Consider the following 20585-nt stretch of genomic DNA (forward strand, 5'->3'; position numbering starts at 1 on the left):
TTTACAGGGTCAATACGCCCTAAATTAACGATCCAATCTATCATCTATCTGCTCCAACCAAGTTAATATTATACACTTGATTAGAATTAAACCGGTGAGCTGTAGATTTAATCATCTCATCTCCTTTTATAACGATATCTTATTTGCTATTACCCCTATTGCTCTCTCCTGAGAAATTCTGAGAAACTACTTCTATTACTGGACTTACGAACTTTTGCTATTTCAACACCCCGCCTCGTAAACAAAGTGCGTAAATTCAGCTATTAGTCTGATATTTAGGAAATTATAAAATTATTAATAAACAAGTTGGCTTTCTAGGGCAAAATGATCCGATAAATCAAGCATCCCATATGGTGCATACGGCACTTTAAGCCCACCATCATACATCGCATTCTCATCTGGCGCTCTTAGCACTAAAATTTGTGTGGTTTGTATTATTGGCTGCTTGTAATCCTTGATTGCTAAAACATAATCCAACATTTCGCGTGAGTCATCGGTATTCATCTTATTCTTAGTGAAGTCAGATGAGTAAGGTACTAAGGTTTGGTTAATCCAATGTGCTGCTTGCAATACATGCGGCATGATATTGCGATTATACTGCACTTTATCCTTTTCCCACCAGTTTATATTTAGATCTCCCATCAATAATACGGGCTCAGTATTTGGAATATTTCTACTTTGAATAAAACTATATATTTGTTGAAATTGTTGATCTCGTGCTGCAATCGCCTTTTCATCATTCCATGCTTGAGTATGCGTACCAAAAATATTGTAAAGTTTACCTTTTTTATTGATTTTAACCCACTGAATCGTCTTGTGAGCACCACAATCTGAACCAGTACAATCACTATAGATCAGTGCATCACTTTGCACAATTGGCCAACGGCTAAATATAACCACACCGCTGGTTAATATTGGATCAACCTCACTGGGGTATACTGGACCATAATGGTAAGGATAAGATTTGCTCATTCCGGCAATAAAATGCTCACGATGCGATTTGTCAAATAACTCCTCAGCAACAACGACATCATAATGTTGGATTTTAGTCGGGATAATCGTTGCCCTTTCACTGGCCATATTCATACGCGTATTCCCTACGGCAAAGTAAAAAGGGTTTAACTGCACATTATAGGTTAAAACATTTAGTACATTAGCTTCTTCATTAACCTGCGATGCCAATGACTGCTGTGGCGCATCAAGCACAAAGAAAATATCATCGGTACTTTGCACACTAGCACCGTGATGCACAATGCCTATATATAAATTAAAAGCTTGTCCATCATGTGTAAATATCTCTTTTTTGCTAATAAGCTGAGTATTATAAGGAAAACTTCCTGGTGTTGGTTTATGATCAAAAAGTGTTATTTTGCTATGCCCATCATCTGTGTACACTTCACTATCAGAAGACATAACACTAGAGCCAATCCAATCCCCTCTAACACACAAATTAAAATCAATGCGATTAAATGCTTTTTGATGACTTAGATCCGTTAATGTGCTGACAAAACAATATGTCTGACTATTTTTAATCCCTTTGTTATAGTTGATATCAAACAAAGGTGCATATCCATAAGGTGAAATATCCTTATCATATCCCTTGTATGCACTAGTAGAAATTGCTTGTGATGATGCACCTGCATTGAAAGAAGACTGCGCTTTCAATGCTCTATTTGTATTATTAATAAACTCAATATGATATTCCGCATATGACAGACCACTACATAACAAACTAAGCATTAAGATAGATTTTTTCATCATAATTTCCCTTTATCCTTTTTTATTTTCAACCCATCATTGGTTTAATAAAATTCTAATCACTTAAAAAATTTTAAATAACTAGTAAAAGTACTCAATAGTTAAAAAATTACATAATTTAGGGTTTTTCCCTGTTAATCATTTATCGGTTTTTGATTACCTTAGCACTGTCCGTCAAATTCATAAATTATTTATGCGCTTGGATGGCATACGCAGCTACACACAACATGTGGCATTTATAAATTAATAAAAAAGGAAAAAAGTGTAATGCACTATTATGCATGGAGTATATTAAGATTAAGTAGCGACCTTAATCAAAAAATGACAAAACCTGAGATGAAAGTAATTTGGACTATTGGTGGTGTCTGCGCCATATCTGTTATAGCAATTGCAGCTATTGCTATTTTTTTGTTGTAGCCATCTTGTTTTATATACTAATGGCACTACCTTTAGGAGGATTGATAACCATCCATGGCCGCTTCGCATTGGATCCTTACGCCATCCTGGCTCAGGATGACAAGTCAGGGGCGTCATTGCGAGCATGGATGCGCGGCAATCCAGTTTGCCAAGGATGGTTGATGTCTGCTTTTTGCAAAGCTTATATTCACAAACCACTTCTTAAGGTAGCGGCATTAGTTTTATATACCATTTATCAGACATATCACTTACTAACGTGAAACAGAATAATCAAAGCGCCTAGTTATGACAAGCTCTGGATATTTTTTGTTTTTTAACTTAAACGTTAAATGATAATTAAATGGCGTTGAGTTCCAGTTAAATATATTGGCTGCAGATGTTTGTAATTCATGATACAAGTCATTTCTGGCGCCTCCACCGTAGTATTTATTATATTGAATTTTTCTGTCACCCTCTACCCAAGGCAACTCGCCTTGTTGTGCCTGTGATATAGGGATATTTTGAAAATCATCTATTGTACCCCTGTAATTAGTAAATTTCACACCATATGTTTCTATGTACCAGTTAGAAAAGTAAAATAAAAGCCGAGTGTGTAAATTAAATTTGCCATCTGAGAAAGTTTTCATACTTGTGCCTAACTTAGGCTCATCTACAGAAGCAATCTCTTGAGAGGCGCTCGAGCTAAAACCTAAATTATCCATTACTTGTACACTAACATTATTATTACTTACAACACTTGGTGCTTGTAATACAATTTTTGCGCTGGTTTTACTGCCTGAAATCAACTTCCAATTACTTGGAATTGTCCATAGATAAGGTTGTACTACCAATTGCCTTCTCCCTTTTGCGCTTCCTTGTGCCTCGAGTGTTAATTCAGAACCGATTACTGTTGCTTGATGCCCAATAATTTTCACACTTGGATTTAACTGTGGATCTGGTTTAACACTATATTTAACAACAGCTGTACTGCTACTTTGGCCACTATCATCTACAACATAGACTTGTATACTGTATCGATTATTATTCAGATTATAATCAGGCACAGTAAACACTGGATTATAGACATTACCCGCACTTAAACAATTACCACAGCTAGCACTCCAGTAATAATTATTACTCGGGATACTGCGCCCTTTTCCAGCGGTTGCTTGCGCATTTAAACGCATTTCCTGACCTTCAAGAATCTCCTGATCTGCGCCCAAAGTAACACTTGGCGCTAGTACGGGATCTGGTTTAATTGCTACTGAATGCTGTGCATTTGCTTTAAAACCTTCACTATCTGTCACCTCTATAGAGATATTAGCACTTTGCCCCGCTGATTTATATTGAGGTGCTTTAATGGTAACTTGCGCTTGATTAGCATCACTAATGATTTGCCAAGGTGCGGGAATATGCCAAGTATAATGGCTTATACTTCGCCCGCCTTTGGCTTGTGCATCAGCATTTAGGGTAAGCTCATGAGACTCGACAATATCGCTCACACCATTGATATTAACTGTCGGTAAAAAACCGTCATTAGATGTTACTTGGTAGGTCACCTGCCCAGTTGATGATTTGCCATAAGCATTTGTAACCGTTAAAGTGAATGTATATTGATTGTTACCATTAGCATGATAAGCTGGCACATCAAAGCTTGCATTTAATTGATTCGCATTATTGATTACGATATGGGCATCTGATGCCTGCCAATGGTAGCTAAGAGTCTGATCTGGTGCACTTGTATCGCCCTGAACCGTAGCACTTAAGGCTTTATTGGTTTGCTCAATGATATTACCATTATCTGGCATTGTAATGCTTGGGGCTTGATATATTATAACGGTTAAAGCCACATCGTATATCAACTGATAACCGAAGTCAGGACCTTTGACACTCATTAATACTTGTCCTGTATAACGACCCGCGTGTGCTTGATCATAAGCAGCTGTTTTGACCAACTGAAAGATCATTTGGTTTTTATCTAGCATTTGATCAGTTAACCTATTTAATGGAAACCAACGGTAGCCATCGATAAGGCTTCTATAACCCATAAAATTAAAGTTGACAACTTTACCTTGCGCATTTTTAAGCTCTGCGCTAAAAGCGGTGTGATCAGGGTTGCCAATGGTTTCTTTATCGGTCAACTTACTTGGCACCCCAGATATCTCTGTATTTGCAGTTGCTTGCAGATCAGCTACATTTACATAGGCAAGCAACTGAGCATTGGTGTTGATAAACTTATCTTTATAGCCCAAAGTAGCACCGGAAAAACGCCTGTCACCTTCTTTTGCAAAATCCCAATGTAAAGTTTCAACTTCAGTAGCCACAGTACTTCCAACACTTGCCATCATTTGTGCTTTATTTGCATACATTACTTTTATCGTGGGCGTATAGGCACCTTTAGTCGCTGTTTCAAATATAGCATTAATCTCACAAGAATCACCGATGCCTAAGTCTTGAGAGCAAGTACTACTACTTTGCTGTAAGCCATCAGAGAAAATAATGTTTCCTAAGCCTTTGGCAATTCGATTGCCTTGATTTATCACGCGAAACTGCACTTTATAAGGTTGATTAATCATAATATTTTCAGGTAATGGTTTTGTTGCGACTATTTGTAATTGCATATTTTCAAGCACATTAATTATTATCGATTGCTCAGTTTGCACTCCGGTATTATCGGTAACGGTTAATTTAAGCACATAGCTATTTTTACCACCTTGATTAAACATAGGTGCAGTAAACTCTTTATGCGTATCGCCTCCTGTTGTATGTGCCATAGCAGTTCCAGACCACTGATAGTCTTCAATATTTCGTCCAACACCTGCATTGACTATTGCGTTAATATTTATCTTCTCTCCTTCAATAACACGATGGTTTCCGCCTAATACTACCGTTGGCGCTAGAGCATCATCCGCATCAACTGATATAGTTAATATGGCGTGATCACTACTTACCCCTGTGCTGTCTATAACTGTTAATCCTATTTCACCTTGTTGACCTGACCCACTATATGCTGGTGCTTTTAAGGTAATATGCTTTGCGTGTTGATCTCCTATGAACGCCCAACCCTTAGGGATAAGCCAATGATAATTATCTTCTGGAATATTGCGCCCACCCTTTGCTTGTGCATTAGCATTTAAGGTGATCTCTTGGTTTTCTATAAGCTGTTTATCTCCTTGAATTGTGACCGTCGGCTTTAAATTGCTATTGGCTTGTATTGTATACTTCACTGTATTAGCAATGCTTTTAACCCCTGTATTATCGGTAACAACCAATGATAAATTGTAGCTATCTGAGATACCGTTATATGCGGGCGCTGTAAATACGGGGGTTGCTGTATCTTTCCCTGATGTTAAATACTGTGCGCCATTACCACTCCATGTATAAGATTTAATATATCGACCACCTTTTGGACTGCCTGAACCTGATACTTGGCGAGATTGACCTTCCTCTATTATTTGATTACTTCCTGCATTGGCCGTTGGCTTAAGTGCATCATCAGGATCAACGGATATGCTCAAGGTTGTTTGATCACTGCTTACCCCTGTATTATCAATAACGGTTAATGCAATTTCACCTTCTTGACCCAATCCACTATACGCCGGCGCTCTTAAGGTAATGTATTTTGCTGTCTTATTTCCGACAACCTCCCATCCCTTTGGGACCAGCCAATGATATTTATTCTCTGGAATATTGCGCCCACCTTTGGCTTGTGCGTTAGCATTTAAGGTGACCTGTTGACTTTCTGTAACCTCTGTAGCGCCTTGGATTGTTACTGTGGGCTTTAGACTGCTATTTGCTTGAATTGTATAAGTCACTGTACTAACAGCGCTGTTAACACCTGTATTATCAGTAACAACCAAAGATAAACGATAGCTATCTGCGCCACCCCTATATGCTGGGGCTGTAAATGTAGGTGTCGCGGTATCCTTCCCTGATGTTAGATACTTTGCACCATTACCACTCCATGTATAGGATTTAATATATCGATTACCCTTTGCCTTGCCTGATCCTAATACTTGATAAGATTGGCCCTCCTCTATTGTTTGATTACCTCCTGCATTCGCTGTTGGCTTAAGTGTATCATCAGGGTTAACAGATATTGTTAATATTGTTTGATCACTACTTATCCCTGAGCTATCAATAACCGTTAACGCAAGCTTACCTTCTTGACCTAATCCACTGTATGCCGGTGCTTTTAAACTAATATGCTTTCCTTCTTTATCTCCTAAAATTTCCCAGTCCTTAGGAATTATCCAATGATAATTGCTCTCTGGAATATTGCGCCCACCTTTGGCTTGTGCATCAGCACTTAAGGTGATCTCTTGATTTTCAGTAACCTCTTTATTGCCTTGAATTGTTACTGTAGGCTTTAGAGCGCTATTAGCTTCTACAATATATTTAAGTATTTTTGTTGATATCTGCCCTGTTGAATCAGTCACTGTCAGCTCCAACTGATATTCATTACCGTTTAACTGATAAGCTGGTGCTGTAAAACTGGGACTTAAGGTGTTTGATGCATTTAACTGAATACCACCGCTAGCTACCCATTTATAGCTGGTAATTTGACGCTGCCCTTTTGCTTGTACCGTAATGTTATCAACATTAACTTTATCACCTTCTGTTACTTTTCTTAGAGGGTTAACCATGATAATTTCAGGCTTCAATTTTGAATCAGGCATAACAATAATAGTGTGACTGACTGTCGCACTTGATTGCTTTGTGTTATCAGTGACAAATAAGCTTACCTCAAGCTCATCTTCAGATGAACCACTATAAGCAGGGGCCTGTAAATGAAGTTCACTTTTATCACTTGCCTCATCTATTTTCCATGCCTTATTTTTTATTAGCCAATGATAGGCATTGGTAGGAATACTTCTACCATTACCAGCTTGTGCATGCGCTATTAAAGTAATGTTATCACCTTCAATTACCTTACCATCCTTATTGTCACTAATACTATTTATAATCGGATCTTTATTGCTATCAGACGTCACAATGATATGAATAGATGCGGGTTCACTTTGAATCCCAGTATTATCAATTGCGATCACTTGTAATTGATACTTATCCTCACCACCTGAGAAGCTTGGTGCTGTAAAGACCCTTTCTTGATCTTGTCCTTTCAAATGTGCTACCGCTGAACCAGAGAACTGATATTTACTAATTGATCGACCATTACCTGCTTGAGCAACTGTATTAATAGTAATGCTTTGCCCTTCAATCACCGTGCGATCACTACCTAAACTCACCTTTGGTTTTAAACCTTCATCCGCCATGATTTCAATACTATGATCTGCTTGAGCACTCTTGGCACCTACGCTATCAATCACCGAAACTTTAAAGCTGCCTTTAATGCCTGTTGTTGTATATTTAGGCACTTTTACTGTTAATTGTTTATGATTGCGATTGCCTATAACCTCCCAACCTTCAGGTACTAGCCAGTGGTAGTTATCCTCAGGGATACTGCGCTGACCTTTTGCGGTTGCTTTTGCTTCTAATGTTATCTTTTGCCCCTCTGTTACCTGTGTATCCGCTACAATCTCAACACTTGGTTCTAATATCGCATCTGGCGTCACCGTATAAATAACACTACTAGGCTCACTAACAATGCCTGCATTATCTGTCACACTCAACGTTAATTCATACTTATCTTGAAAAGCTCCCTTATAAGCAGGTGCTGTGAAAATTGGTTGTAATACATTAGGATCACTTAAATAACTTGCACCATTGCCATGCCAATGATATGAGCTGATAGACCTACCCTCTCCAGCAATGGCACTAGCAAGCACTTGATGTGTTTTACCTTCCTCAACTGACTGAGCTAAACCAGCATTTGCTGTTGCTTTCTTTTTGCTATCGGCCAATACCTCAAGTGAGGAGAAAACAGTTTGTTTATTGCCTTTGCTATCGGCAACAACTAATTTAAAGTCATAGGTATTATGATCTTTATGGTATGCCGGTGCTGTTATCTGTACTGTTTTTTGCGCACTATCTACATTATGTACCTCTTTTGCAAAGTCCCATTGATAATGCAAACTTTTATCCTCTGGGAAAATAACCGGTGTTAGTGAGTGATTTTGCCCTTCTTGCAATGTGATTTTTTGCGGTAAATAGACTGCATAATCTTGTGTCGAGATGACACTTTTTTTCACTGACTGCATAAACGCAGGGTTATTGCTCAAAGATATAAGTACTTTATTGCTTTTAGTCTTTTCTTCTTGAGCTGGCGATAGTTGACTAACATCATAGGTTCCACCATGGTTTTTGGCGCTATAATAAACCCCTTGGTTTGCCAAGGTCATATGCTGATAATTACTCGCACTTTGATAAACCTCTTTGACACTATTGCCTGCGGTGAAATAAAGTAAATATTTGCCAGATTGAGAGCGTAAATTACTGATATAAAACGCATCATCAATGCCTGTAATTGCACTTAACAATCCATATGGCAGAATATTGCTGACTTCAATTGAGCGCGATATTAACTCACCTTTTTCTGATAATTGATACCATGTTAACTGCCCCATCAAATTAACAAGAATATTAATCAGCCCATTCTGACTTGATAACGCCATAATATAGCGCGGACTATCAAATAAATGTATCAGTGGCTCTATGTGCGTTTTGCTTGCATCCTGCGCTATAGTAATATATCGCACCCCACTGTTACTTGATGTGTTAATCGCAAGTAGCGCTTGCTCTTTACCAACTAAAATTAATGATTGAATAGAGCCTGTAAAACTCGCAACTTTGTTAACACTACTGAAGTCACTGGCAACCTGATAAACATTATTTAACTTAGTCACAGGATTATAACTTGTAACAAGTATTGCCTGCATACTATCAACATAAAGTAAGTGTTGCAGAAATTGTGGATAGGTTTGAGAGAGTGTTAATGGCAATAATTGCTCATTACTATACTTAAATAGCGTATTACTTACATCATCACTTGCAAAATAAATATCTCCATGCTCATCTGCTATGGCACTATGTATTGATTTGATCTTAGGATCTAACTTAGCAACATCTATCGTCTGACTGTCTTGCGAGCCTTGTGATAACAACATATGGATTTGACTACCCATATTTGCCAACACACCACGTATAGGGAAAATATAATCTCTGGTGTTAAATAAATTATTTTTGATATCTAATGTTGCCGGTTCACTGCCAACTTCTACCTTAAACTGACATACTCCATGACTTGCTAAAGTAACGCTTTGATTTACAAACTCACAAGCATGCCTTTTTAGCTGACTACTAACGTCAACACCCTTACTCAGTATCTCGGTGCTAACAGGTGTGTCGCTGCCATTGTAAAGCGTGTACAAATAATCAGTATCGTTTATTTTATGATAAAAGCGCCAAAACTTTTGCCCAATGGGTTTAACATAAACAGGAATCTCGGTATCAGTTTGTAAGTTGCTATCAAGCGCATTAATTTTTAAATAATAGGGCTCGCTATCTTGCTGCTCTTTTTGCGGTGGTAGGTAGCCATAGTATATCTTACAGGCTTCGTTTGCTTTAAGTGATGTCAGATGCAAGCAATCCTGTGGCTGAGGAAGATAAGAAAAGCGCTGATCTTTGACAAACTCGCTATCATCAAAATTAACTTGAGAAAATCCCTGCCAAGCAAATGGCGAACCATTATATATTGTGAAATAATATGACTTACTATTGCCTGTAAATATTGGCACATCCGTTTGTAGTTTTATTGGCGCCACCATAACTTTACCCGTATATACTTCAGTTTGCTTATCAAACTGCCCTGTTACACTAATAAAACCCGAACCAAGGCTATCTGTATTAGCAATAAGCCATAGACTATAGCGTTGATTTGCGTGCAAGATGCCATCAACAACTAAAGGGTTATAGCCATCAATCCTCACACCCTTTGGCAGTATGATATTCACAGCACTTATTTTTAAGTCATGCTTAGGTATGATCGTCATTTCATAGCGTTGACTCGGTTGGCTAATATAAACATTATTAAACGAAAATGCCTGACTGTTATAAGTTTTCAGCTGAATATCATCACGCATATTTGAAGCGCTAATCGTAAACACACCTTGGTTTAATAATGAACTCAAATGATCTGTATTAAGCGAAATATCTACAGTAGCTAATGCGGGGATGACCTGTTGCCTTGAAACAACTTTACCATTATACGATAAAGCAACATTGTTTAAAGGGATAACATTTGGATTAAATAGTGTCACACTCTGTGTGTCATGACTTAGAAAAATATCGTTATTATGTGCAGACAGAAAATTGAGTACTGCCTCATCTAACAGCGCATTACCTTGTGGCTTAACGGTTGTCGAAAAATGTTTATCAAATACTTGATTTGTTGTCGTGCTTACACTGACATCAAAATTAATCACACCTAACTGGCTTGCCGTAACATAAAGAGGGATTGTACACTCATGTGTAAAATGCTTAAAAACACCCTGATCATTAAAGCAAGTTTTCGCACCTGCCAAGTCTTTGGCTAAACTCACCTCTTTATTGTTGATAAAAATATTTGTGATTTTAACGTCATGACTCGCATCCGAATGATTGCCAATAATTAACGAGTTTTCCTTATCATTGAATACTTTAAGAACCACTAAAGCCTTACTATGTTCTTTTATATAATGTGGCAAACTAACATTCGTGCCAATGGATACTCTAGTTTCACCAGCTTCACCAACCCCGTCACCTTTTACGCCACACCCAGCAATAAGTAAAAGATATACTACAAAACATAAATATCGCATATAGTTAAAACAAAACATGTCAAAGACTACCCCATCGCATCTGTTTTTTAATCAAATAATTTCTTCAAACAGATTATATCGGGCTAAATATTTGATCATACCTAGGGTTTTTACTAATGCTGCTATGATGGATATTTCAATCAAAAGATATATAGAGTTAGTCACTTTTAGTCATTTGTAATCAAAGTAAGCTTTGGTTAAATTAGCACCAAGCAGCAAAGCATACTGCTTAATCAAATCGTAACTTTAAAATATTGAGGAGTTAATTCATGAAAAAAATAACCACTGCCATCACACTTCTAGCTTCACTTGGATTAATTGGCTTTGCAAATGCAAACCAAGTTTCACCATATGCCTATGCATATAGTGTATATGGAGACAATTTAGTTGCAGGTGCTACGCTAACAAATGTAACAGCTGACACACCAAATACTGCTTTTAGCCTTCCTCAAGGTGGTTTGCCTGCCGCACTATCAAAAGATAATAAGAATGCAGGATTAGTGACATTCTATTCAACAGACAAAAATCAAAAAGATATTAAAATTAGCCTTACCTATAGCGTAGATGCGGGGGTAAGCCCTCAAACATGTGTAGTTACTGTTGAGTCAACGAATATTTTTGATAAAGGACAACCATTAAATGCTCAATTAACAACGCCAATCTGTGGTGTCTTATTCCACCCTAAGTACGGCACAAATACAAAAGATGGTGATCAGGTCGTAACAACTAACTGGAAAGTTGAGTAATCTATAAAAATCGCATCGACAAATCGATCGCTTGAATGTTTTTAGTCAATGCACCAATCGAGATAAAATTAACGCCGGTTTGTGCAACCGCATAAATACTATCAAGTGACATATTACCAGAGGCCTCAAGTTGCGCTTTACCCTTAGCGACACTGACGGCCTTTTGCATATCTCTCAATGAGAAATTATCAAGCATAATCACATCAGCATGTGCTTTAAGTGCTTCATTGAGCTCATCAAAGTTCTCAACCTCAACTTCAACCATTTTCTGTGGCGCGATTTCTCGCGCTTTTTCAATCGCCTTGGTAATGGAGTGATCACAAGCGGCAATATGGTTTTCTTTAATTAAAAAGGCATCAAATAAACCAATGCGGTGATTCATCCCACCACCACAGGTGACGGCATATTTTTGCGCCAAGCGAAACCCTGGAATCGTTTTGCGTGTATCAAGTATTGCGCACTCAGTGCCTTTAATCGCTTTGACATATTCACGCGTTTTTGTGGCAACTGCTGAGAGCATCTGCAAGAAATTAAGCGCATTGCGCTCAGCAGATAAGATACTGCGTGCTAAACCCTCCACTTCAAAAAGTGTTTTATTAGCAAGAACTTCATCACCATCATGATGATACCAATGGATTTTCAAATTAGGGTCAACCTGTCTGAAGACTTCATTAACCCAATCATAACCGCACATCACCATCGGTTCACGTGTGATTACGCGTGCACGAGCCTGTTCATCTTCATTGATCAATAATGCATTAATATCACCTTGATCAATATCCTCAGCCAATGCTTGCGTTACCATGGTTGTCACAAGCGCTTTTGGGACTTCGGTAATTTGTTCAGTTTGTAAGTGTGTATGACTCATTTATTATTAAACTCCACCATTCGCGTTAATGGCACCATTGCACGCTCACGCACATCATCTGGCACGATAATTTCATTGTCCTCATTCTCTAAAACTTCAGCAAGATTCTTTAAGGTATTCATCCCCATCCAAGGACAATGCGCACAGGATTTACATGTTGCACTATTTCCCATAGTTGGCGCTTCAATAAACACCTTATGTGGCGAGGCTTGCTTCATCTTATAGAAAATACCGGCTTCCGTTGCTACGATAAAAATAGGATTTGGTAAGTTTTTTGATGCTTCCAATAATTGTGAAGTGGAACCCACCGCATCAGCCAGTGCAACAATCTCTTGAGGTGATTCTGGATGCACTAATACAGCAGCTTCTGGATATTGTGTCTTTAAATCAAGGAGTGCACGCGCCTTAAACTCTTCATGTACAATACACGCACCATTGTAATGCACCATATCAGCGCCAGTTTGTTTCTCAATCCAACGTCCTAAATACTTATCTGGTGCCCATAGAATCTTTTGACCCTGTTCATCCAAATACTCACAAATTTGCAAAGCATTAGATGAGGTAACCGTCCAATCAGCTAGGGCCTTAATACGCGCTGAAGTATTGACATAAACAACAACTGTTCGATCAGGATGCTTAGCAATAAATGCTTTAAACTCTTCTTCCTGGCAACTTACATCAAGGGAGCACTCAGCCTCTAATGTCGGCATAATGACTTTTTTATGAGGTGACAAAATCTTGGCACTCTCGCCCATAAAGCGTACACCTGCAACGACAAGTGTATCTGCCGGATGGTCCTTTCCAAAGCGCGCCATAGCTAATGAATCGCCTAGCATACCACCGGTTTCTTCAGCCAATGCTTGAATATCTGCATCAACATAGTAGTGCGCAATTAAACAGGCATTTTTTTCTTTTAACAATCGTTTTATTTTCTCACGATAAAAGGTTTTTTCTTGTTCATCCGTTACCTGTAAGCTTTCAGCTTTTGGCCAAGCTTGAGCAACACGCGATTGAAATTCGACATCACTGATCATATTAAGATGACTTTAATATACTAATAAAAGGTTTTCGGAGTGTACCACAGACCATCAAAAATAAGAAAAAATAGCAGCACTTTTATTATTTTTTACGCTTTCTTACCACCTTAAAATATTTAACAACGCTATTTATATAGATGACACATACAATTTTAGATAAAAGCATTTGGTAAAGAATACTTAACTGATATATGATACTTAACAACTTTTAGTGACAATAAACCAACCAATTAACAATGATAATGCGCTTTAGCTTGTAATGCTAGTGTATCATTTTGTGGTTTAAAAAATTAAGGACAATCTATATAGTATGGGTTTTATTTTTAAAAAAATTGCCATTATTGGCACACACGATAACCCAGCGGTTTCTGAGACCGTTGAATATCTAGCACATACATTGATTGAACACTCAGCACGTATTTATCTTGAAGCTGAAACGGCGGAGAGTTTAGATCATCGTTTTGGTGAAGGTTATGACTTAAAAGCAATTGCTAAGCACTGCGATGTTGCTGTGGTTGTTGGCGGAGATGGTAATTTCTTAAATGCGGCAAGAAGCTTATCTTTGCTAAGTAGCATACCTATTGTCGGGGTTAACCGTGGCAAATTGGGATTTTTAACCGACATTAACCCCGATGAACTAAATACACGTTTGTTTGATGTGCTTGAGGGGAATTACCAACAAGAACAACGCTTTATGTTGCAAGCTTCTATTAAAAGTGACATCTGCCCACCTGAAAAAACCGTGGCATTAAATGATATTGTCATTGCAGCAGGTCAACATAGTCGTTTATTTCAGATGCATGTCCACATCGATGGTCGCTATGCTTTTGATCAACGTGCTGATGGTATGATTATTGCAACCCCTACCGGTTCAACCGCGCATGCACTATCCGCAGGCGGCCCTATTATGCATCCTGGACTTGACGCCATCGTTATGGTGCCGATGTTCTCACACTCTTTAAATAGCCGCCCGATTGTTTTAAATGCTAATTGTGATATTCAAATTACTGTTGGCGAGTATAATAACCCAGAACCAAGCTTAAGTTTTGATGGTCATATGAAATTACAACTTTCGCCAGGGGACACCATTAAGCTTAGTCGCTGCCCAAAATCAGTAACGATCTTACATCCGCTGGATTATGACTATTTTCACTCATTACGTTCAAAGCTTCATTGGGGCAAAATGCTCTTTCCTTAAATTCTAATCAATGCCTTTGTTTGCCAGTAAAACTATTGTATTTGGGCTTTGATCGGGCATAATAACGGCTTAAATTTGACAAGAAATGATAATGAAAACAGTAAAATAATAGGATTAAACATGGAAAACACACAAAACAACCAACCTAACTTCGTTATTCAAAAAATTTATACCAAAGACATTTCATTTGAAGCACCAAGTACACCTGATGTTTTCAAAGCACAATGGCAACCTGAAGCTAATGTTAACGTCGATACAACATCATCAAAGCTTGATAATGATGTATACGAAGTTGAATTAAGCTTAACTGTTACCGTTAAAAATAGTGACAACAATGCTTATTTAATCGAAGTTTCACAAGCAGGTATTTTCACTTTACAAAATATGCCAGAAGATCAAATTGCCCCAATGCTAGGTGCTTTCTGCCCAACCACACTATTCCCATATGCCAAAGAAACCATTGATAGCCTAATTAATCGCGGTGGATTCCCTCAGATTAATCTCGCACCTATTAACTTTGACGCACTTTATATGCAACGACTTGCGCAACAGCAATCAGGTGAGCAAACACAACACTAATCCAAATCTAAATAATTCCTCTTTCTTCTAATGATTTTTTCACATTCTCATGATCATTTGCTCTTGCAGGCTGTGCCATTTCATGATTAAAACGTTGTAAATTATCATCATATTTTTGCTTTCGTTTAATGTTTTCAATTTCGGCGTCTTCATTGGCAAACAATTCGGCCGTGATTAAAAGCATTGTCTCTTCCATATTCTCAAGCACATCTTCAATACTTACTTTTTTATGATGATAGGCTTGTAAACTCAAGCGTTGTTTTAAAAAACTTTTTTGTAATGCAAAATACCGTGATGCCTTATTAAGCTCAGGCTTTTGACTTGTTGCACCCACCGTTGTATTCAGACTTGTAATTGAATGTTTCAAATAATCCTCACCATAATTGCCATACTCTGTTCGTTCATTACCGAGCATAACAGCCCCCACCTTCACCGAGATACCACCGGATACATAACGCTGATTACCACGTGCTTGATAAAACTCACTGATTCTTCTAAAGTCTTCTTCCGCATGCGTAATTTGTGCATGATTAATCCGCGTTTTTGTTAAGCTTAAAATAGCAGTTGGTTCTGGCAAATCATCTGCAAATGCTTGATTAATCTCTGCATGCATTTGGTAATCGTTAGCGTGATTAGCAACATATGGCACAACTGTATCCCAAGATAAAATAAATATCTTTAGACGATCAAACACTTTAGTGGCAAGGTCATTACGCTGTATAGCAGAGATACCATGATCTATCGGTGTACTACATTCAGAAAAATTCTTTACCGAGTTAAGTTCAAAAGCATTCACCAGTATTAAAAAAGCATTGTCATTTAAATTTTGATTATGTTCGTTTAAATGCGCTTCACCAAGCCCATAGGTTTCAAGCTTCTCTTTGCCATGTCGTGATACCCTAGCATCAACCTTAACACGATATAAAGGTGCGCACAGTATTGCTTTTATTTTTTCTGCTAGGCAAAAACTCAACGTAACGGCATCATCAATATCTCTTTGTCGAATAGTCGATCTACCAAACACACGATTGTGCAATGAATAAAATTCTAAATAAAAATAACAAGCACTCATAATGCCATTATATAAAGCACTCAAATATTGACTCATCGCATCATCCAAGTTTTCACCTGTTAACGATGAGCTAAATATAGGCTCATTTAAAATAAACTCGGGAATAACTTTGATTAAATAGATCATTGCTAAGTCGCGTACACGCAAATCATTTCCAAAAGTTTCTTTCCAATGCTTTTGATAATTATCAGGAATGATTTTAACGATTTCTCTTTTTACTTCAGCACCTAGCTTTTTATTGAAATAGCTATTGTAATCATCAAAATACGCCCACAAGGTCACTTTGGTATCAATCACTTTAAAAAATTGTTCTCGCGTTATAGTGTGTTCAGCTTGACCGGCTTGGCTTGATGTATAAACAGGATAGCTTTCAAGCGATTCACTTTGAAGTCCATTACTTGTGAAGTTGAGTTTTTTATATTTGCGATTATAGCTTGTATCACGCGCCATCACTTCAGAATGAATGACTTTCTTAAGCAGTTCTTGACGTACTTGTTTAATTTCTTCAGGTGTCATATTACCTAGCTTATCCTTGTCGGCATAAAAGCGATTGTAGACCTCGCGCGTTTTGGTTCCTAGATGACGATCCGCCGGTTGAACAGCTGCGACAAGATTAGCAAGGCTAATGTATAACAAATTGGTTTTATAATTCACTCCCTTTGTAATTGATTTAAGATGATACAAACGCAAGCTCACCATTAAAATGGCTTGATTTAACGCATACTCTGCATATCTATCTTGATTACGCTGCAAATAGTCAATCTTTTCCTCAACTGTTTTGCTGTCTATTGCCCCACGATCACCAGATTTGACCATGGTGTTTAGAAATTCATTAATACAGTTCTGCGCCTTATATCTTGCAGTATAAATCTCATTGGTAGAATCATAGTTTTTTTTGCCAGTCATCGGGTCAGTCATGCTAAAGCCACGAATATCCGCACTAATGGTTTTAGCTGCAATATAATTCGTCAGATTCGATGTCACAGCAACAAGTAATGTATTGGCAACACGCTCTTTTAAGCTTCCATCAACCTGCGATGCTTTATAGATACTAGTAACACTGGTAGCAATCGCATAACCCAATGGACCGCCAAAAAACGTCGCAGCCACTGTTGCCATACCCATTACTACATCTACCGCGCCATCAAAACGATGCTGGCGTTTCTCCTCTAGCGTCATCCTTAAATAATATTGGCTTGCCAAGTTATCAATATCTTGTGCGTAGACTTTAGCCTCTTTTGAAAAAAGTGTAATCACTTCTGTCAATGCTTTTGATTGATCCTGTAGACGTTGAATTGTCATATTTTCCTCCTGTATTACCAGCTTCCTGTTCTATACTGTTCTATATACTTCCCCTGTTCTTTCCTTAGATCTTTCTGTCATCGCTATTATTGTATCTATACCCACCACAAATACGGATGGTAATTAACACATAACGTTTAATAAAAAGACAAAAACAGCATATGCTGTTTTGTTGATATTGAAAACATTTTTAAGCAGATTTTATACACGCGGCTAGATTTATTTTTACAACCTGCAATTTTGCATCGACTTATACCACTCGCAAACCATTTTACAGTCTTTCTGCCATTGAATTTATTGTTCTTTTGAGCCATTTGATATTGCTAATAGCGAATGCGTTAAGAAACAATGAATAGTTTCATTGTTTTAGCAAATGAGCGCCCAAAGACTCTGTTAAGAGCAGCTATTACCTGCAATCCAATGACTCAAAATTATCAAAAACTTCTTTGACATTAAACAACGCAAAATGATTCACGAGTGGTATATTTGTATTTTTTCTCATACAATGAGCTTTATTTCTGATATTTATATTTGCTATGCAACAAAGTATTCGTAAAACTTTACGCCGACAAAGGCAAGCAATTCCTAAGACACAAAAAACAGCATATGCTAAAGAGCTGCAAAGGATTTTTTTTGACTATTACGAGTCTTTATTAACTTCAAGTCCGAAAAAAATAGCAAGCTACTATGCCTCTGATGAGGAGGTCTCACCACGATGGATTGATGAGATTTTAAGTGAAACCCACGCACTTTACTATCCGGTATTGCACCCGTTTAAAAAGCGTCAACTTTTTTTTGCTAGACAAACAGAGAGCAAACGACTTAATAAATACCACTTAGAAGAACCATTGTTTATTGCTGAAGACATTTTAGCCCCATGGGAACTTGATATGATTATCGTGCCACTGGTTGGTTTTGATTCACATAAAAATCGCATTGGTATGGGTGGAGGATTTTATGATAGCGCATTAGCATTATGCAAAACCTTTAACCAAACTGAATTTGTTGGCATTGCTTTTGATGAGCAACAATTTAACGCATTTGAACATAACTCCATTGCAATGAATGATTGGGATATTAAAATGGACACCATTATTACACCAACACGCATCATTCGCTGATTATATGAGTACATTAGACAAAGAGATTATTGATAAACTTGAGAAAGCGTTTTCACCTTCCAGATTAGAGCTTATTGATGAAACACATAAACATCGAAAACACAAACAGTTTCAAGCGGGGAAATCGCATTTTAAATTGCGCATTGCCAGTAACAAGCTTACTTCACTTAGCACACTAAAGGCACACCAAGCAATCTATGCTTGTTTAGGTGAGCTTATGCAAACTCAAATTCATGCGTTATCGATCCAAATTGATAATTGAAGTTACGCACTATAGAAAAAACATGACTTCATAGAGGCTTCGACTTACGCTCAGTCAACATTTACGCAGTCAAAGCGGGTGGGAATATGGTCATAGCCGACTTATTTTTTACGAAAATAAGCATAAGATAACTTAAATACCACTGGGCTTAATAGCAACAATGCAATCAAGTTAGGTAGCGCCATTAAGCCATTTAAGGTATCGGCTAATAACCAGACAAAATCAAGTTTTAGCACGGCACCAATTGGGATTGCAATCACCCAAATTATCCGAAAAGGAATAATCGCTTTCACACCGAATAAAAACTCAACACAGCGCTCACCATAGTAACTCCACCCTAGAACGGTTGTAAATGCAAATAAAATCAAACCAAAGGTAATTACCCAAGCGCCGAAATTTGGCATTAAGGTATTCATCGCCTCTGACGAGAGACTTGCACCATTTAAGCCACCACTCCACTGCCCAGATAAGATAATAACAAGACCTGTCATCGTGCAAATAACAATCGTATCGATAAATGTGCCAAGCATCGCAATCGTGCCTTGCTTGACGGGGCTATTGGTTTTAGCTGCAGCATGGGCAATAGGGGCAGAACCCAAGCCTGCCTCATTGGAAAACACCCCTCGGGCAACACCCATTTGAATAGCAAGCATCACACCCGCACCTGCAAAGCCACCAGTAGCAGCAATGGGATTAAATGCATGGTTTAAAATCAAAGCAAAAGCATCAGGCAAAGCGCTGATATTTAAGATAATCGCAGTAAGACAACTAACAAAATAGACCACTGCCATAAAAGGGACAATCTTACTGGCAACCTCGGCAATTCGCTTAATGCCTCCAAGCAATACTAAGGCAACTAATAATGCGACAAATGTGCCAGTGATATAACTGGGAATATATAAGTTCTGATTGATGACATCTGCCATTGAGTTAATCTGCACCATATTACCAATACCAAATCCTGCAACAGAGCCAAATATAGCAAACAGTATACCAAGCCAGACAAAACGTTTACCTAAGCCATTTTTGATGTAATACATGGGACCGCCAACATAGGCGCCTTTTTGATCTACCTCACGAAAATTCACCGCTAATACCGCTTCGGAATATTTCGTTGCCATGCCGACTAATGCCGTGCACCACATCCAGAATATTGCACCTGGCCCACCAATGGCAATGGCAGTTGCAACTCCTGCAATATTACCTGTTCCAATCGTTGCCGAGAGTGCCGTCATCAATGCTTGAAAAGGTGAGATCTCTCCTGCTTTTTCTTTACTATCACTTCTTTTACGCCCAAATAATAGTTTAAAACCAAACCCTAGTTTTCTTAATGGCAAGAACGCCAATCCCAACATCAAAAACAAGCCAACGCCTAAGATAAGCACCAACATGTATGGACCCCATACATAGCCATTGATTGATGCTACTATATTATGAATAAACTCCATTATTCTTTCCTCCACTGAACATCCAAACACTATTGACTA

The 20585-nt window shown here is 38.0% G+C and carries 11 protein-coding genes; 5 read left to right on the plus strand and 6 right to left on the minus strand.

Features of this window, described 5'->3' with window-relative positions; translation table 11 throughout:
• Window positions 1-294: 294 nt before the first annotated feature.
• Together IE867_RS06970 and IE867_RS06975 are read right to left on the minus strand one after the other, a co-directional pair.
• Entirely contained in the window at window positions 295-1761 is a 1467-nt protein-coding gene (locus IE867_RS06970) for a sphingomyelin phosphodiesterase (protein WP_192484050.1), read from the minus strand.
• 665 nt (window positions 1762-2426) lie between these two features.
• Window positions 2427-10931 (minus strand): hypothetical protein, encoded by an 8505-nt coding sequence (locus IE867_RS06975; RefSeq protein ID WP_192484051.1) that lies wholly within the window; start codon window positions 10929-10931, stop codon window positions 2427-2429.
• Between the two features lie 251 nt (window positions 10932-11182).
• On the opposite strand from IE867_RS06975, the gene IE867_RS06980 reads away from it, so the two are divergent.
• Window positions 11183-11659, plus strand: coding sequence for a hypothetical protein (locus IE867_RS06980; protein WP_192484052.1), 477 nt, complete (start codon window positions 11183-11185; stop codon window positions 11657-11659).
• A 1-nt stretch (window position 11660) separates the two neighbouring features.
• Here IE867_RS06980 and nadC read toward each other — a convergent pair whose 3' ends face one another.
• Complete coding sequence (gene nadC, locus IE867_RS06985; RefSeq protein WP_192484053.1) at window positions 11661-12527, minus strand: carboxylating nicotinate-nucleotide diphosphorylase; 867 nt, start codon at window positions 12525-12527, stop codon at window positions 11661-11663.
• Window positions 12524-13561 carry a quinolinate synthase NadA gene (gene nadA, locus IE867_RS06990; protein ID WP_192484054.1) on the minus strand — a complete coding sequence of 346 codons (1038 nt, stop codon included), beginning with the start codon at window positions 13559-13561 and terminating at the stop codon, window positions 12524-12526. The genes nadC and nadA overlap by 4 nt, the downstream gene beginning before the upstream one ends.
• Before the next feature lie 313 nt (window positions 13562-13874).
• Here nadA and IE867_RS06995 point away from each other — a divergent pair, with 313 nt between their 5' ends.
• Both IE867_RS06995 and secB read left to right on the plus strand, forming a co-directional pair.
• Entirely contained in the window at window positions 13875-14762 is an 888-nt protein-coding gene (locus IE867_RS06995) for an NAD(+) kinase (RefSeq protein WP_192484055.1), read from the plus strand.
• Between the two features lie 120 nt (window positions 14763-14882).
• Window positions 14883-15341, plus strand: coding sequence for a protein-export chaperone SecB (secB, locus tag IE867_RS07000; RefSeq protein ID WP_192484056.1), 459 nt, complete (start codon window positions 14883-14885; stop codon window positions 15339-15341).
• Between the two features lie 7 nt (window positions 15342-15348).
• Here the strand turns inward: secB and IE867_RS07005 are convergent, their stop codons facing one another.
• Window positions 15349-17715, minus strand: a complete 2367-nt coding sequence (locus tag IE867_RS07005) for a hypothetical protein (protein ID WP_192484057.1) — start codon at window positions 17713-17715, stop codon at window positions 15349-15351.
• Window positions 17716-18251: 536 nt separating this feature from the next.
• Between IE867_RS07005 and IE867_RS07010 the strand changes: the two genes are divergently transcribed.
• Window positions 18252-18836, plus strand: coding sequence for a 5-formyltetrahydrofolate cyclo-ligase (locus IE867_RS07010; protein WP_192484058.1), 585 nt, complete (start codon window positions 18252-18254; stop codon window positions 18834-18836).
• Between the two features lie 4 nt (window positions 18837-18840).
• A complete protein-coding gene (locus IE867_RS07015; protein ID WP_192484059.1) occupies window positions 18841-19098 on the plus strand; it encodes a BolA family protein in 258 nt (85 codons plus the stop codon).
• A gap of 101 nt (window positions 19099-19199) precedes the next feature.
• On the opposite strand, the gene IE867_RS07020 is transcribed toward IE867_RS07015, so the two are convergent.
• Window positions 19200-20546: an alanine/glycine:cation symporter family protein gene (locus IE867_RS07020; protein ID WP_192484060.1), complete on the minus strand. Its 1347-nt coding sequence runs from the start codon at window positions 20544-20546 to the stop codon at window positions 19200-19202.
• Window positions 20547-20585: the final 39 nt, after the last annotated feature.

Origin of the sequence: Cysteiniphilum marinum (assembly GCF_014857925.1) — a bacterium.
In the GTDB taxonomy this organism is placed as follows: Bacteria; Pseudomonadota; Gammaproteobacteria; order Francisellales; family Francisellaceae; genus Caedibacter; species Caedibacter marinus.